This window comes from Acidovorax sp. AC410 (assembly GCF_979253235.1).
In genome coordinates, this window is sequence record NZ_CEEDCG010000001.1 from 5,940,918 (window position 1) to 5,957,500 (window position 16,583).

The 16,583-nt window shown below is 66.8% G+C and carries 13 protein-coding genes and 2 rRNA genes (1 of these 15 only partly in view); 6 read left to right on the plus strand and 9 right to left on the minus strand.

Going from position 1 to position 16,583, the window contains the following annotated elements; all coding sequences use genetic code 11:
* Positions 1-85: 85 nt before the first annotated feature.
* Positions 86-3,238 (minus strand): bifunctional diguanylate cyclase/phosphodiesterase, encoded by a 3,153-nt coding sequence (locus AC0IZS_RS27585; RefSeq protein ID WP_471638600.1) that lies wholly within the window; start codon positions 3,236-3,238, stop codon positions 86-88.
* Between the two features lie 153 nt (positions 3,239-3,391).
* The gene (locus AC0IZS_RS27590) at positions 3,392-4,891 is read right to left on the minus strand and encodes a short-chain fatty acyl-CoA regulator family protein (protein ID WP_471638601.1); all 1,500 of its coding nucleotides are present in this window, start codon (positions 4,889-4,891) and stop codon (positions 3,392-3,394) included.
* 118 nt (positions 4,892-5,009) lie between these two features.
* On the opposite strand from AC0IZS_RS27590, the gene AC0IZS_RS27595 reads away from it, so the two are divergent.
* The 5 genes from AC0IZS_RS27595 to AC0IZS_RS27615 all read left to right on the plus strand — a co-directional run bounded on the left by AC0IZS_RS27595 (position 5,010) and on the right by AC0IZS_RS27615 (position 11,498).
* Positions 5,010-5,411, plus strand: a complete 402-nt coding sequence (locus AC0IZS_RS27595) for an acyl-CoA thioesterase (protein WP_471638602.1) — start codon at positions 5,010-5,012, stop codon at positions 5,409-5,411.
* Between the two features lie 51 nt (positions 5,412-5,462).
* Positions 5,463-6,617, plus strand: a complete 1,155-nt coding sequence (prpC, locus tag AC0IZS_RS27600; protein ID WP_471638603.1) for a bifunctional 2-methylcitrate synthase/citrate synthase — start codon at positions 5,463-5,465, stop codon at positions 6,615-6,617.
* A 168-nt stretch (positions 6,618-6,785) separates the two neighbouring features.
* Positions 6,786-9,392: a Fe/S-dependent 2-methylisocitrate dehydratase AcnD gene (gene acnD / locus AC0IZS_RS27605; RefSeq protein WP_471638604.1), complete on the plus strand. Its 2,607-nt coding sequence runs from the start codon at positions 6,786-6,788 to the stop codon at positions 9,390-9,392.
* A 1-nt stretch (position 9,393) separates the two neighbouring features.
* Positions 9,394-10,587, plus strand: coding sequence for a 2-methylaconitate cis-trans isomerase PrpF (gene prpF, locus AC0IZS_RS27610; RefSeq protein WP_471638605.1), 1,194 nt, complete (start codon positions 9,394-9,396; stop codon positions 10,585-10,587).
* 47 nt (positions 10,588-10,634) lie between these two features.
* Positions 10,635-11,498, plus strand: a complete 864-nt coding sequence (locus AC0IZS_RS27615) for an isocitrate lyase/PEP mutase family protein (protein ID WP_471638606.1) — start codon at positions 10,635-10,637, stop codon at positions 11,496-11,498.
* Positions 11,499-11,628: 130 nt separating this feature from the next.
* Here AC0IZS_RS27615 and AC0IZS_RS27620 read toward each other — a convergent pair whose 3' ends face one another.
* From AC0IZS_RS27620 to AC0IZS_RS27640, 5 genes are all read right to left on the minus strand, one after another.
* Positions 11,629-11,814: an Imm32 family immunity protein gene (locus AC0IZS_RS27620; protein WP_471638607.1), complete on the minus strand. Its 186-nt coding sequence runs from the start codon at positions 11,812-11,814 to the stop codon at positions 11,629-11,631.
* A gap of 102 nt (positions 11,815-11,916) precedes the next feature.
* A complete protein-coding gene (locus AC0IZS_RS27625; protein ID WP_471638608.1) occupies positions 11,917-12,774 on the minus strand; it encodes a HEAT repeat domain-containing protein in 858 nt (285 codons plus the stop codon).
* Between the two features lie 31 nt (positions 12,775-12,805).
* The gene (locus AC0IZS_RS27630) at positions 12,806-13,213 is read right to left on the minus strand and encodes a YybH family protein (RefSeq protein ID WP_471638609.1); all 408 of its coding nucleotides are present in this window, start codon (positions 13,211-13,213) and stop codon (positions 12,806-12,808) included.
* Between the two features lie 39 nt (positions 13,214-13,252).
* Positions 13,253-13,753: a GNAT family N-acetyltransferase gene (locus tag AC0IZS_RS27635; protein WP_471638610.1), complete on the minus strand. Its 501-nt coding sequence runs from the start codon at positions 13,751-13,753 to the stop codon at positions 13,253-13,255.
* 49 nt (positions 13,754-13,802) lie between these two features.
* A complete protein-coding gene (locus tag AC0IZS_RS27640; RefSeq protein WP_471638611.1) occupies positions 13,803-14,282 on the minus strand; it encodes a winged helix-turn-helix transcriptional regulator in 480 nt (159 codons plus the stop codon).
* Positions 14,283-14,372: 90 nt separating this feature from the next.
* Here AC0IZS_RS27640 and AC0IZS_RS27645 point away from each other — a divergent pair, with 90 nt between their 5' ends.
* Complete coding sequence (locus AC0IZS_RS27645) at positions 14,373-15,227, plus strand: SDR family oxidoreductase (protein WP_471638612.1); 855 nt, start codon at positions 14,373-14,375, stop codon at positions 15,225-15,227.
* A 123-nt stretch (positions 15,228-15,350) separates the two neighbouring features.
* Here the strand turns inward: AC0IZS_RS27645 and rrf are convergent.
* Positions 15,351-15,463, minus strand: a 5S ribosomal RNA gene (gene rrf / locus AC0IZS_RS27650).
* Between the two features lie 130 nt (positions 15,464-15,593).
* Positions 15,594-16,583, minus strand: a 23S ribosomal RNA gene (locus AC0IZS_RS27655) (it continues 1,889 nt past the right edge of the window).

Below are 16,583 nucleotides of genomic sequence, written 5' to 3' on the forward strand. Positions count from 1 at the left end.
TCAGGCCTGGGGCAGGCCCAGCCCCCTGAAACCGGCAAATCGGCTGTGCGTGAGGGTCTGGCAGCGGGCGCATCGCCGATTTCCCTCAGTGGACCAAGGCATTGTGCCGGCGCACCAGTTCCTCGAACTCGGCCACCTGCAGGGGTGGGCTGAGCAGGTAGCCCTGCCAGGCATGGCAGTTGTTGCGCGCCAGGAATTCGCGCTGGGCCTCGGTCTCCACGCCTTCGGCGATCACGCGCAGGCCCAGGCTGGTGCCCAGCGCCACCACGGTACGGGCGATGGCCGCGTCGTTGGGGTCGGTGAGCACGTCGCGCACGAAGCTCTGGTCGATCTTGAGCTGGTCCAGGGGCAGCCGCTTGAGGTAGGACAGCGAGGAATACCCGGTGCCGAAGTCGTCCAGCGAGAAGCCCACGCCATAGGCCTTGAGCTGGCCCATCTTGGCGATGGTGTCCTCCACGTCCGAAAGCAGCAGGCCTTCGGTCATCTCCAGCTTGAGGCGGCTACCGTCGGCGCCCGAGCCCGCCAGTGCGGCCAGCACCTGGGCCACGAAGCCGCTCTGGTGGAATTGCCGCGGGCTCACGTTCACGGCCAGGCCCAGGCCGGCCAGGGCGGGCTGCTGCGCCCAGCGCGCCAGGCGCTGGCAGGCCACCTGCAGCACCCATTCGCCCAGCGGCAGGATCAGGCCGTTCTCCTCGGCCAGCGGAATGAACTGCGCTGGCGAGACGAAGCCGTCGCGCGGGTGGCGCCAGCGCAGCAATGCCTCGGCACCGGTGATGCGGCCCTGGTCGATCTGCGCCTGGTAGTACAGCTCGAACTGGCCCTGGGACAGCCCCACGCGCATGTCCAGCTCCATGGCAGCGCGGGCGCTCACGGCGGCCTGCATCTGGGGGTCGTAGAAGCGCAGCGTGTCACGGCCGGCCGACTTGGCCTGGTACATGGCCAGGTCGGCGCGGCGCAGCAGTTCGTCCACCGTCTCACGCACGCCGCTGAACAGGGTCACCCCCATGCTCAGCGAACTGTGGTGCGCCTCGGGGCCCAGCGAATAGGGTTCGCGCAGAACGGCCAGGATGCGCTGGCCGGCTTCCTCGCAGCGTGCAGCGGCTTCCTCGGGCGTAGCGCCCAGGTCCTCGAGCAGCACCACGAACTCATCGCCGCCCTGGCGCGCCACGGTGTCGTCCTCGTGTACGCAGGCGCGCAGGCGGTTGGCCACCTGCAGCAGCAGCGTGTCGCCCTTGTCGTGGCCCTGGGTCTCGTTCAAGGTCTTGAAATTGTCGAGATCGAGCAGCAGCAGCGCGCCGTGGCTCTGGTGGCGCGCGCTGGTGGCCAGCGCCTGCTGCAGCCGGTCGATCAGCAGGCGGCGGTTGGGCAGCTGGGTCAGCGGGTCGTAGTAGGCCAGGTTCTTGATTTCGTCCTCGGCCGCCTTGCGCTGGCTCAGGTCCTGCAGCGTGACGAGGTGGTCATCCCCGATGCGCACGCCCGACACCTCCACCGGCCGCACCACGCCGTCACGGCACAGGAAGTGGTACTCGGCTGCGGCAATGATGCCGTCGCTGTCGTCCGCGCGCTGGCGCTCCTCGCGCCAGGCATTGCGCATCACCTCGCGCTCCTCGGGGTCGGGGTAGCTCTTTTCCCACCACACGTCCACATTGGGCACGTCCTGCGCGGTATAGCCGCAGATCTGCAGAAAGCGTTCGTTGCGAAACGAGATGGTGCCATCCTTCTGCACCAGGCACAGGCCCATCGGCAGGCGCTGCAGAATGCCGCGCAGGTGCGCCTCGTTGCCTCGCAAGGTGTGCTCCATGCGCTTGCGCTCGCTGATGTCCTGCACCACGGCCATGTGGAAATCGGGCGAGGTGCCGGGGGTCCACATGGGCGAGACGGTCAGGTCCACCCAGACCTCGGAACCATTCTTGTGGACGTAGCGCTTTTCCATGCGGTATTCGCTGATCTCACCGGATTTGAGGCGCTCCATCTGGGCCAAGTCGATCGCCAGGTCCTCGGACTGGCTGACGCCCTGGAAATCGAGCGCGCGCATTTCCTGTACCGAGTAACCCAGGATGTCGCAGTACTTCTGGTTGATGCGCACGAAGCGCCCGCTTCGGGTGTCGATCTGCGCCACGCCCACGGCGGCCTGGTTGAACAGGGCGCGAAAGCGGTCTTCGCTTTCGCGCCGGGCCTCGTCGGACACCTGCGCACGCGCCAGGGCCAGCGTGCGCTGGCGCGCCAGCAACGTAACCAATGCCGCCAGCAGCAGGGACACCAGGGCCCCCGAGCCCCCCGCCGCCCAGGGCAGGCCGCGCTCGGACAGCGACAGCAGGGACTGCGTGGGCATGAAGCTCAGGCGCCAGCGCCGGTCATGCACCAGGATGTCCCGCTCGTACGGCATGGCGTCCGGCAGGGCCTGCGCGGTGGGCGGCAGCAGCACGCGCACCGTGGTGTCGGTGGCGCCCGCGCGGGCGGAGCCCTGGTCGGTGATGGAGACCGCGATGCCATTGAGCAAGCCCTCGCCCCGCATGAAGCGCACCAGGTCGTAGACGCGGATGGTGGCGGCCACGGCCCCGATGAAGACCTGGGGCTTGAGTTCGGACACGCCGGAGCGGTCGAACACCGGCACGCGGATCACGAAGGCCGTGCGGTGCGTTTGCTCCTGCACCAGGTCGAACGGGGCCGAGGCCACGGTGTTCCCGCTGTCGCGGCTGTACTGCATGGCCGCCAGGTTGGTGGGCTGGGCACTGATATCGAGGCCCAGCACGGCCTCGTTGCCCTTCATGGGCCACAGGTACTCGGCCACGAAGTATTCCGGACGCTCACCGGGCGGGCGGATCGAAAACTCGGGATAGCCGGCCGGATTGATGGAGGTGTCGGCGCGCACGCGGGCTTCGTAGTCGGCTTTCTCGGCCAGGGTCACCCGGCGCGTGAACGACAGATTGCGCACGCCGGGGTAGCGCTCGGAAATATCGAGCTCGCTGGCCACCCGTTCGAACTCGGCCCGCGTGAGCCCCGGATTGGCCGAAAACAGCCCGCGCAGGCCATGCACGATCTCGGTGTGCGTGGCAATGCGCTGGACCAGCGCGTCGGTGAACAGCCGCGTCTCCTGGGTCAGGCGGGCCTTGGCGACGGCCTGGACCGCATCGGCCTGTTGCCGCGCCAGGCCGAAGCTCAGCAACAAGCCGGCCGCAGCCACGCCCAGGCCAGGCAACCAATGCCGGTAGAAGCCGTTGAGGGGTAGCAAAGCCATTCAGAGCAGGGAGTCAGCGAAAGCCAGACAGGGTTGTACACGGCGTGCCAGGGCACTGCCGCAACAGCCCATGAGGATAGCGGGATTCGGCCCCGCCATCCGGCATGCAAGGGCCCACATCTTGTAACAACGCCGCTGTTTTTGTCGTACCGTTTATGCAACACCTGGGGGTGTATTGGCCAGTACCCGCTGCGCCGCCCCTGCCGCCACGGGATAGGGGGCAAACCGGCTTCGATTCTCATTCACATCCAGCACACGGCCGATGGGCGGAAATGCCCTCTGCGGGCAGGCCTCGCGCTCGCAGACCTTGCAGCCCATGCCGATGGGCACGGCCGCCCCGGGGTCGGCCAGGTTCAGGCCGCGCGAATACACCAGTTGCGAGGCGTGGCGCACGTCGCAGCCCAGCGCCACCGAGAACTCCTTGCCGGGTGCCCCCCAGCCCCCTGCCCCACCGCCGCGCGAGACGGTGCGCGCCACCCACAGGTAGGCCCGGCCATCGGGCATGCGCGCCAGTTGCGGCACGATGCGGCCGGGCTGGGCAAAGGCCTCGTACACGTTCCACAGCGGGCAGGTGCCGCCGATCTTGCTGAAGTGGAAATGCGTGGCCGACTGGCGCTTGGAGATATTGCCCGCCCGGTCCACGCGGATGAAGAAGAAGGGCACACCGCGCGCGCTGGGTCGCTGCAGCGTGGACAGGCGGTGGCACACCGTCTCGAAGCCGACGCCGAACTGGTGGCCCAGCCGGTCGATGTCATAGCGCATCGCCTCGGCCGCCTGCAGGAAGGCGGTGTAGGGCAGCAGCAGGGCCCCCGCGAAGTAATTGGCCAGGCCGATGCGCGCCAGCGCCCGCGCCTGGTCGCCCGAGAGGCCGGCCCCATCGGCCAGGCGGCGCAGCTCGGGTCCCATCTCCAGGAAGGCCAGTTGCGTCGCCATCTGGAAGGCGCGCTGCCCCGCTTCGAGCCCCTGGGCCAGTTGCAGCACGCCGCTGCCGGGGTCGTAGTGGCGCTGCGCCCCGCCTGGCAGTTCGGCCACCGTGGCCACATGCACGCCATGGGCGGACTGCAGGCGCCGCGCCAACCCTTCGTCGGCCCGGCCCGGCTGCAGCGCCCACTCACCCGCCAGCCGCTCGGCCGCATCGTCGAGCTCGGCGATATGGTTGTGGCGGGCAAAGAAGAAATCGCGCACCTCCTCGTAAGCCATGGGCTGGTGGCCGGCGCTGGCCAGCGCGCCGCTGCGGCCGTCGCCCCACTGGGCGCTCAGGGCATCGAGCCGCTCCAGCGCCTGGCGGTGGCGCTGGTGCAGGGCCAGCAGGGTGCGCGCCACAGCGGGCATGCCCGATGCCAGCTCGCGGATCTCGGCCAGCGACACGGCCTGCTGCGCCCCATCGGCGCCGGGCTCGGCGGGCGTGTCGGCCAGCACCTCGCGCAGGCCGGTGATCAGGCGCGCCTCATCGTCGTCGGAAAAGCGCTGCACGTCCACGCCGAACACGGCGTTGATCTTGAGCAGCACCGGCACCGTGAGCGGCCGCTGGTTCTGCTCGAGTTGGTTGAGGTAGCTGGCCGACAGGTCGAGCGCGCGCGCCAGAGCGATCTGCGTCATGCCGCGCTCCTCGCGCAGGCGGCGCAGGCGCACGCCCATGAAGGTCTTCTTCATCGCACTGACACCGCTGCGCGATTTATTTGCAAGATTCGCAAATTATCCATTTTCTCTTCGCAATCATTCGCCAATTCAGCCCTGTACCTGGGGCATGGGCTTGCGTACATTGCGAATCATGCAACAAACCGACGCCCTGCACCAGTCCCCGGCCCCTGGCCTGGCGGGGCCTATGCATTTCACGGACATGGTGTTCCCCGAGCGCAGCAACCACTACGGCACGCTGTTCGGCGGCCAGGCCCTCTTGCTGATGGGCCAGGCGGCCTTCGTCACGGCCAGCCGCCATGCGCGCTGCGCCGTGGTGATGGCGCGCTGCAGCGACGTGCAGTTCATGGCGCCCGTGCCCCAGGGCCAGGCGCTGCGCTTGACTGCAGAAGTCGTACGCACCGGTACCAGCTCCATGACCGTGGAGGTCAGCGGCAGCGCCGAGAACCTGCACACCGGGCACCAGCAGCCTGCGCTGCGCGGCGCCTTCGAAATGGTGGCCGTGGACGGCGATGGCCGGCCCCGGCGCATCTGACCCATTGCCATCTTTCCCTACCGATCTATCCAACAACAGGAGACTGCCAGCATGAGCGACACCCTCGCCACCGGCTTCAAGCCCAAGAAATCCGTCGCCCTCTCGGGCGTGACCGCCGGCAACACCGCGCTGTGTACCGTGGGCCGCTCAGGCAACGATCTGCACTACCGCGGCTACGACATCCTGGACATCGCCGATGTCTGCGAGTTCGAGGAGATCGCCCACCTGCTGGTGCATGGCAAGCTACCCACCACGGCCGAACTGCGCGCCTACAAGGGGCGCCTGAAAGCCCTGCGCAGCCTGCCGGCCAATGTGAAGGAGGCGCTGGAGCAGTTGCCTGCCAGCAGCCACCCCATGGACGTGATGCGCACGGGTGTGTCCGCCCTGGGCTGCGTGCTGCCCGAGAAGGACGGGCACCAAACGCCCGGCGCACGCGACATCGCCGACCGGCTGATGGCATCGCTCGGCTCCATGCTGCTGTACTGGTACCACTGGTCCACCCAGGGCAAGCGCATCGAGGTGGAGACGGACGACGACTCCATCGGCGCGCATTTTCTGCACCTGCTGCATGGCAAGAAACCATCGGCCGCGTGGGAGCGCGCCATGCACACCTCGCTGAACCTGTATGCCGAGCATGAGTTCAACGCCTCCACCTTCACCGCGCGCGTGGTCGCCGGCACGGGCAGCGACATGTACTCGTGCATCACCGGCGCCATCGGCGCGCTGCGCGGGCCCAAGCATGGCGGCGCCAATGAAGTGGCCTTCGAGATCCAGAAACGCTACGACAACGCCGACGAGGCCGAGGCCGACATCCGCCGCCGCGTGGAGGCCAAGGAGGTGGTGATCGGCTTCGGCCACCCGGTCTACACCGTGAGCGACCCGCGCAACGAGGTCATCAAGCGCGTGGCGCGCCAGCTCTCCGAGGAAGCCGGCACGACCAAGATGTTCGACATCGCCGAGCGGCTGGAGACGGTGATGTGGGAGGTGAAAAGGATGTTCCCCAACCTCGACTGGTTCAGCGCCGTGAGCTACCACATGATGGGCGTGCCCACCGCCATGTTCACGCCGCTGTTCGTCATCGCGCGCACCAGCGGCTGGGCGGCGCACATCATCGAGCAGCGCATCGACAACAAGATCATCCGCCCGAGCGCCCACTACACCGGCCCCGAAGACCTGGCCTTCGTGCCCATCAACGAGCGCAAGTAGGAGCGGCAAACAAAACTCTTCTGGCGTTGTTGCTGCGCCTTGTCGTACTAACGTACTGCCTGCGGCCCAGCGCCTAGCCAGAACCGCTTCGCTGAGTTTTATTAGCCACTCTGAATTCCACACACGACAAGAACTCGGGCCGGGCCAAGCCCGCCCTGCCCCACGTCCATGAACACAAGATACCGCAAGAACCTGCCCGGCACTGCGCTGGACTATTACGACGCCCGCGAAGCCGTCGACACCCTGGAGCCCGGCGCCTGGGCCAGGCTGCCCTACACCTCGCGCGTGCATGCCGAGAACCTGGTGCGCCGCTCTGACCCGGCCACGCTGGATGCGTCTCTGCTGCAGCTGATCGAGCGCCGGCGCGACCTGGACTTTCCGTGGTTTCCGGCGCGCGTGGTGTGCCATGACATCCTGGGCCAGACGGCGCTGGTGGACCTGGCCGGCCTGCGCGATGCGATTGCGGACAGGGGTGGCGACCCGGCCCAGGTGAACCCGGTGGTGCCCACCCAGCTCATCGTGGACCATTCGCTGGCCGTGGAATTTGGCGGCGACGACCCCGAGGCCTTCGCCAAGAACCGCGCCATCGAGGACCGGCGCAACGAGGACCGCTTTCACTTCATCGAGTGGACGAAGAAGGCGTTCAAGAACGTCGAGGTGATCCCGCCGGGCAACGGCATCATGCACCAGATCAACCTGGAGCGCATGTCGCCCGTGGTGCATGCCCAGGGCGGCGTGGCCTACCCCGACACGCTGGTGGGCACCGACAGCCACACCCCGCACGTGGATGCACTTGGCGTCATCGCCATCGGCGTGGGCGGGCTGGAGGCCGAGAGCGTGATGCTGGGCCGCGCCTCGTGGATGCGCCTGCCCGACATCATCGGTGTGGAACTGACTGGCCAGCCGCAGCCCGGCATCACCGCCACCGACACCGTGCTGGCCCTGACCGAATTCTTGCGCCAGCAAAAAGTGGTGGGCGCCTACCTGGAGTTCTTCGGCGCCGGCGCCTCGGCGCTGACCCTGGGCGACCGGGCCACCATCTCCAACATGACGCCCGAGTTCGGCGCCACGGCGGCGATGTTCTATATCGACGAGCAGACCATCGCCTACCTGCGCCTCACGGGTCGCGAAGCCGAGCAGGTGCGGCTGGTGGAGACCTACGCCAAGACGACCGGCCTGTGGGCCGACGCCCTGGCCACGGCCGAGTACGAGCGCGTGCTGTCGTTCGACCTGTCCCGCGTGGTGCGCAACATGGCCGGGCCCTCCAACCCGCACAAGCGCCTGCCCACCCGCGACCTGGCGGCACGCGGCATCGCCGCGCCGTGGGCCGAGGCGCCAGGGCAGATGCCCGATGGCGCGGTCATCATCGCCGCCATCACCAGTTGCACCAACACCAGCAACCCGCGCAACGTGATCGCCGCCGGCCTGCTGGCGCGCAATGCCAATGCGCGCGGCCTGGTGCGCAAGCCCTGGGTCAAGTCGTCCCTCGCGCCCGGCTCCAGGGCCGTGCAGCTGTACCTGGAAGACGCCGGGCTGCTGGCCGAGCTGGAACAGCTGGGCTTTGGCATCGTGGCCTTTGCCTGCACCACCTGCAACGGCATGTCGGGCGCGCTGGCCCCGGCCATCCAGCAGGAGATCATCGAACGCGACCTGTACGCCACGGCCGTGCTGTCGGGCAACCGCAATTTCGACGGGCGCATCCACCCCTACGCCAAGCAGGCCTTCCTCGCATCGCCGCCGCTGGTGGTGGCCTATGCGATCGCGGGCACGGTGCGCTTCGATATCGAAAAAGACGTGCTATGCACGGACTCCCAGGGCCGCCCCGTCACGCTCCAGGACATCTGGCCCAGCGACGAAGAGATCGACGCCATCGTGGCGCAAAGCGTTAAGCCCGAGCACTTTCGCCGCGTATACGAGCCGATGTTCCGGCTGCGGGCGGCCAGCGGCGAAGAGGCCGTGAGCCCGCTGTACGACTGGCGCCCGCAAAGCACCTACATCCGCCGCCCGCCCTACTGGGAAGGCGCGCTGGCGGGCGAGCGCACCCTCACCGGCATGCGCCCCCTGGCCGTGCTGCCCGACAACATCACCACCGACCACCTCTCGCCCTCCAACGCCATCCTCATGGACAGCGCAGCCGGCGAGTACCTGCACCGCATGGGCCTGCCCGAGGAGGATTTCAACTCCTATGCCACGCACCGCGGCGACCACCTCACGGCGCAGCGCGCGACCTTTGCCAACCCGCAGCTGGTCAACGAGATGGCCGTGGTGGACGGCCGGGTGAAGAAGGGATCCTTCACCCGCATCGAGCCCGAGGGCCAGGTGGTGCGCATGTGGGAGGGCATCGAGACCTACATGCAGCGCGGCCAGCCGCTGATCATCATTGCCGGCGCCGACTACGGCCAGGGCTCGTCGCGCGACTGGGCGGCCAAGGGCGTGCGCCTGGCGGGGGTGGAGGCGATCGCAGCCGAAGGCTTCGAGCGCATCCACCGCACCAACCTGATCGGCATGGGCGTGCTGCCGCTGGAGTTCAAGCCCGGCACCAACCGCCTGACCCTCTACCTCGATGGCACGGAGACGTACGATGTGGTGGGCGAGCGCCGCCCGCGCGCCGACCTCGTGCTGGTGGTGCGGCGCAGGAATGGCGAGCGCATCGATGTGCCCATGACCTGCCGGCTGGACACCGCCGAGGAAGCCTCGATCTACGAGGCCGGCGGCGTGCTGCAGCGCTTCGCGCAAGATTTTCTTGCTTCCACTTCCTCGCCAACGGTTGCCTGACATGCCCCACCCACCCCAGACCAAGATCCCCGCCACCTACATGCGCGGCGGCACCAGCAAGGGCGTGTTCTTTCGCCTGCAAGACCTGCCTGCCGCAGCCCAGGTGCCCGGCGCCGCGCGCGACGCCCTGCTGCTGCGCGTGGCCGGCAGCCCCGACCCCTATGGCAAGCAGACCGACGGCATGGGCGGCGCCACGTCGAGCACCAGCAAGGTGGTGATCCTCGCGCCCGCCACCCGGCCCGGCCACGATGTGGACTACCTCTTCGGCCAGGTGGCCATCGACTCGGCCTTTGTGGACTGGAGCGGCAACTGCGGCAACCTGTCGGCCGCCGTGGGGCCGTTCGCCATCGCCAACGGCCTGGTGGATGCCGCCCGTGTGCCGCACGATGGCATCGCCACGGTGCGCATCTGGCAGGCCAACATCGGCAAGACCATCATCGCCCATGTGCCCATCACCGGCGGGGCGGTGCAGGAGACCGGCGATTTCGAGCTCGATGGCGTGGCCTTTCCCGCGGCCGAGGTGCAGCTCGCATTCATGGACCCGGCGGCCGACGAGGACGGTGCGGGCGGCGCCATGTTCCCCACCGGCAATGTGGTGGACGAGCTCGCCGTGCCGGGTGTGGGCACGCTGCGCGCCACCCTGATCAACGCGGGCATCCCCACCATCTTCGTCAATGCCGCCGACGTCGGCTGCACCGGCGCCGAGCTGCAAGATGCGATCAACGGCGACCCCGCCGCCCTCGCCCGCTTCGAGGCCATCCGCGCCCATGGCGCCGTGCGCATGGGGCTGATCGCCACCGTGGACGACGCCGCGCGGCGCCAGCACACACCCAAGGTGGCCTTCGTCGCGCCGCCGGCCGGCTACACCGCATCGAGTGGCAAGGCCGTGGCCGCCACCGATGTGGACCTGCTGGTGCGCGCCCTGTCCATGGGCAAACTGCACCACGCCATGATGGGCACGGCGGCCGTGGCCATCGCCACCGCTGCGGCCATCCCCGGCACGCTGGTGAACCTGGCTGCCGGTGGCGGGCAGCGCAGCGCCGTGCGCTTTGGCCACCCCTCGGGCACGCTGCGCGTGGGCGCCGAGGCAACCCGGCAATCCAGCGGCGAATGGACGGTGACCAAAGCCCTGATGTGCCGCAGCGCCCGCGTGCTCATGAGCGGCTGGGTGCATGTGCCCGGCGACGCCTTCTGACGCGCTTCAAGAACCCTGTTCAAGATCTTTCATTCATTCATCCATCCATGTCCACCCGCAAGACCCTCAAAGCCCTGGCCGAATCCCGGCGTGGCATCCTCGTTCCCGGCGCCTTCAACGCCCTGTCGGCCCGCGTGGTCGCCGACCTGGGCTTCGAAGCCCTCTACATCACCGGCGCCGGGGTGACGAATATGTGGTTCGGCCTGCCGGACCAGGCCTTCATGGGCCTGACCGACATCGCCGACCACACGGCGCGCATCCGCGATGCGGTGGAGCTGCCGCTGATCGTAGACGCTGACACCGGCTTCGGCAACGCGCTCAACACCTACCACGCGGTGCGCACCCTGGAGCGCGCAGGCGCCGACTGCATCCAGCTCGAAGACCAGGTCAGCCCCAAGCGCTGCGGACACTTCAACGGCAAGGAGGTCATCAGCACCGACGAGATGCTGGGCAAGATCCGGGCGGCCGTGGACGCCCGCCGCGACCCCGACACCCTCATCCTGGCCCGCACCGACGCCTGCGCCACCCAGGGCTTCGAGGCCGCCGTGGAACGCGCCCAGCGCTTCGGCGAGGCCGGTGCCGACATATTGTTCGTGGAGGCCGTGACCACGGCCGAGGAAATCCGCGCCCTGCCCCAGCGCCTGGCCGGCAAGCCCCAGCTCATGAACATGGTGATCGGCGGCAAAACGCCCATCTTCAGCGCCGAGGAACTGGCCGGCCTGGGCTACGGCATCGTGCTGTATGCCAATGCCGCACTGCAGGGCGCGGTGGCGGGCATGCAGAAGGCGCTGACGGTGCTGCGCGACACGCAACGCATCGACGAGGACCCGGCCCTGGTGGCGCCGTTTGCGGAGCGGCAGCGGCTGGTGAAGAAGAGCGAGTGGGATGTGCTGGAGCAGAAGTACCGGTGATCGGAGCGGCGCCCAGGCGAGTCACCTCGACCCAGCGGCCCCTCATGGTGGGCGAAGAATCCGATCTGGGTAGCCACTGACAGATGCGAAACGAGGGCAGGCATTCCGTGGAGATGCATGAGTTGCTGAATCAGCCCTCATCAGACTCGTCGGCCAATCGAAACACCGTCAAATGCGGCGAGGTTATGAACCGGGGCACGGCATCTCCCAGATGAAGGTGGTCGTACGTCGCACCCATCCGGTCCATCTCATCCGCAGCACACAGGAAAAACGCGGCGATAGCGCGCAACTCCTCGGGGCTGGCCTCCAATGTCACCTCAGCCAATTCAGCGGATGCACTGACATCCTACGGGCCTTCCTTTGGGTATCCGTGAAGCTTCATGGACGCATGCTAAACCACTGCAACCTGTCTATCGGCCTATGCGTCCGGCAGCGACGCTGGCGAGCATGCATCCATCGCTGACTGCAACTGCCCGAACCAATAGCCCTCACGCTCGCTATCGCGCAGTCCATCCGCAATGGCACGGAGCGCAGGCAGCAGCGCGGGGCTTGCCAACTGCTCTGCCGCCTCCAGTTGGTACACCCGGCCGTCGGAGCCCAGTTGTGCCAGCAGGTGGTCGATCACCCGCAGATCGCGCCGCGCCGCCAAGCCCACCAGCGCCTCGCCCCGGACGTCCTCGTCGTCATCATTGAGGTTGCGCCAGAGCACTTCGCGCACCTGCGGCGTATCGACGGTCTGCTGGGTACCCAGGCCGAAAGTAGCCCAGTCACGCACCTCGGGGTCGGCATCCACGGCCAGGCGCATCAGCGCATCGATGGCTGCTGGCTCGGGGTAGCAGCCCAGCGCCACCGCCACATCCCAGCGCACCGCGCTGTCGGCATGCCCTGCCAAATCCACCAGGGTCGTCAGTGCCTCAGGATGCGGCCGGTGTCCGAGACCGGACACCGCCGCGCAAACCACCTCGTCATGGGGATCATGCAAGCCAGCGAGCAGCAGGGTCTGCGTGGCCTCCATGGCATACGCGGTCGCCCCGAAGGCATCGCCTGGACGCCGGGGGCGCTGCAGCTGCGACGCTACATACAAACCCAGCGCCCGGCGCCGCCAACTGGGGCTGGCACACAGCGAATGCACAAGTACCAGAAGCGATGGCGAAGCGCGCAGCTGCAACGCAACGATGGCCTTCCAGCCGCGGTCGGTGCTCCAGGCACGCAGCACCCTGCGCACCAGTTGGTGAGGGGCTCGGCGCCGGTTGGGGTTGCGGGCTTGTCTTTTCATGGCAGCAGAGTTTCTTCCAATCCATAGGCACTCAGACAGGACCCGCCTTCTGCACTACCAGCATGTTCGCATCGCGCGCCAAAAGCCAGCGCCCCAGCTCCTTGCGGAACACGCTGAGCACCGGCCCCGCGCGCAGCACAGGTGCGCCCCCACCGGGCGGCGTGATGGTCACCGTGAGGTGCGCACGTACGAAGGCCCAGTCTCCGGCCACCTGCACCTCCTGGATCTCGCTCACGCCATCGACCTGCGGGCCGGCATCGCCGGCCTGTTGCCGGGCTGCGGCCTGGAAATCGGCTCCGGACATGGGTGGCCTGCCGGGCAGCAGGAAGACCACGTCCTCGGTCATCAGCCCCATCACCGTCTCCACGTCGCCGGCCCGGGTCGCAGCCATCCAGCTGGCGATCAGTGCCCGGATCTGTGCTTCATCGTCAGAGTGCATGGCTGCTTCCTCAGGGTGACTGTCTAGCAAGCGCTCTGGCTACGCGCCCTCGCGCAGCAGGGCCATGGCATGGCTGTCATGGTAGTGCCCATCCACGCGCACCGAACGGCGGCAAATGCCCTCGAGCGCGAAGCCCAGGCGTTCGTACAGTGCCTTGGCATTGGCGTTGTCGGCGCGCACGCTCAGCTCGATGCGGGTCAGCCCCCGGGCCCAGGCGCCGTCGATGGCGGCACGCATGAGACGGGCCCCGATGCCCTGGTGCCGCGCAGAAGGGATCAACCCGATGCCCAGGGTGCCCACATGCGCCCGCGTCTGCCCTGCGCCGGGCAGAACGTCGCACCAGCCCACGACCTCGCCATCGGCCACGGCCACCACCTGGCACTGGTCGTTGGCGATGATGTGCTCATAGAAGCTGCGCGAGGACTCAAAGGGCGGTGCCTCGGTAAAGGCCAGGAAGCGCTTCTCGCGTGCCACCGTGTCGAGCGCGCGCCACAGGCCCTCGAAATGCGCTGGCGCCACCGGCTCGATGGACAGGTTCATCCCATGGATCTCCATTCAGCCAGGGCCCGCGCCCTGGACCGAAGCCAGTCTACAGCGCCGCGGAGAACACCCATCCGGCACGCGGGTCGGCCGGCGCCGCAGCAGCGCCAGTGGCGTTCGCGTCCGCACGGTGCTTGTCCATGATGCGGTGCAGGTTGCCCTCGATCCAGTCCACCAGCCCTTCGACCTGGAGAGCCACTTCGGCCCCCATGGGCGTCAGGCTGTACTCGACGTGCGGCGGCACCACGGGGTGCGAGACACGCAGCACGAAGCCATCGCTCTCCAGCCACTGCAGCGTCTGGGCCAGCATCTTCTCGCTGACGCCGCCCACCTTGCGGCGCAGGTCGCTGAAGCGGTGCGTGCCGGCCAGCAGGGCCACCAGCACCAGCACGCCCCAGCGGCTGGTCACATGCTGCAGCACGGCGCGCGAGGGGCAATCGGGCGAGAACAGCTGGCCGCGCTGCAGCTTCTCGGCAATGCCTTCGGGCGGGCTGGCATCAACAGGGCTTGGCAAGGAATGGGCAGGCATGGGGTACTTACCTTTATGTACGTACTTACGAAAAGTGAGCGTGGTCGCTATTCTGCCTTTTCTGTCTTTCTCAACCAAGGGTTTTTCACCATGATCGCCATCACCGGAGCCACCGGCCAGCTCGGCCGCCTCGTCATCCAGTCCCTGCTCAAGACCGTCCCCGCCGCCCAGATCATTGCGGCCGTGCGCAGCCCCGAAAAGGCCCAGGACCTTGCGGCCCTGGGCGTGCAGGTGCGCAAGGCCGACTACACACAGCCCGACACGCTCGATACGGCCTTCCAGGGCGTGGACAAGCTGTTGCTGATTTCATCGAGCGAAGTGGGCCAGCGCACGGCGCAGCACAAGGCGGTGATCGACGCCGCCCAACGTGCCCAGGTGCAACTGCTGGCCTACACCAGCGTGCTGCGCGCCAACAGCTCCTTGCTGGGCCTGGCGGCAGAGCATGTGGAGACCGAGGCGCTGCTGCACGCCTCGGGCCTGCCCGTGGTGCTGCTGCGCAATGGTTGGTACACCGAGAACTACACGGCCAGCGTGCCGGCTGCCCTCGCCCATGGCGCCGTGCTGGGCAGCGCGGGCCACGGCTGCATCGCTTCGGCAGCCCGTGTGGACTATGCCGAAGCTGCCGCCGTGGTGCTGGCCACCGATGGCCAGGCCGGCCGCGTGTACGAACTCGCGGGTGACAGCGCCTACACCCTGGCCGACCTGGCGGCAGAGATCGCGCGCCAGTCGGGCAAGAACGTGGTCTACAAGGATCTGCCCGAGGCCGACTACCAGGCCGCCCTGGTGCAGGTGGGCCTGCCGGCCGGCTTTGCCGCGCTGCTAGCCGATTCGGACGCCGCAGCGGCCAAGGGTGCGTTGTTCGACGATGGCCACCAGCTCAGCCAGCTGATCGGCCGGGCCACGACGCCGCTGGCGACCACGGTGGCGGCGGCGCTGAAGGGCTGATGAACCCAGGGGCGGCGAGAGCGGCCCTTTTCTCTGGACCCCGATGGCCTGGCTGCATTTTCGCGCCCCCAAACGCAAAACCCCCCAGTCCTTTGGGGACTGAGGGGATTTGGGGCTGTAAGAGCCTGACGATGACCTACTTTCACACGGGAACCCGCACTATCATCGGCGCAAAGTCGTTTCACTGTCCTGTTCGGGATGGGAAGGAGTGGTACCAACTTGCTATGGTCATCAGGCATAACTGGGTGTCGCGCTGCTCTGGGAGCAACACAACGAATTCATAGAGTGGAATCAGATTTTATGTGTTTTGACTGCGTCAACTTGGCATAACAATCATTGAAGCACATTACGCGCTATCAAAGTTATAGGGTCAAGCCTCACGAGCAATTAGTATCAGTTAGCTTAACGCATTACTGCGCTTCCACACCTGACCTATCAACGTCCTGGTCTTGAACGACTCTTTAGGGGGCTCAAGGCCCCGGCAGATCTCATCTTGAAACGAGTTTCCCGCTTAGATGCTTTCAGCGGTTATCTCTTCCACACTTAGCTACTCGGCAATGCCACTGGCGTGACAACCGATACACCAGAGGTGTGTCCACTCCGGTCCTCTCGTACTAGGAGCAGGCTTCCTCAAATCTGCAGCGCCCACGGAAGATAGGGACCAAACTGTCTCACGACGTTTTAAACCCAGCTCACGTACCTCTTTAAATGGCGAACAGCCATACCCTTGGGACCGGCTACAGCCCCAGGATGAGATGAGCCGACATCGAGGTGCCAAACACCGCCGTCGATATGAACTCTTGGGCGGTATCAGCCTGTTATCCCCAGAGTACCTTTTATCCGTTGAGCGATGGCCCTTCCATACAGAACCACCGGATCACTATGTCCTGCTTTCGCATCTGCTCGACTTGTCAGTCTCGCAGTTAAGCACGCTTATGCCATTGCACTATCGTCACGATGTCCGACCGTAACTAGCGTACCTTCGAACTCCTCCGTTACGCTTTGGGAGGAGACCGCCCCAGTCAAACTGCCTACCATGCACTGTCCCCGATCCAGATAATGGACCTAGGTTAGAACCTCAAACACACCAGGGTGGTATTTCAACGTTGGCTCCATGACATCTAGCGACATCACTTCAAAGCCTCCCACCTATCCTACACAGATCTGTTCAAAGTCCAATACAAAGCTACAGTAAAGGTTCATGGGGTCTTTCCGTCTTTCCGCGGGGAGATTGCATCATCACAAACATTTCAACTTCGCTGAGTCTCAGGAGGAGACAGTGTGGCCATCGTTACGCCATTCGTGCAGGTCGGAACTTACCCGACAAGGAATTTCGCTACCTTAGGACCGTTATAG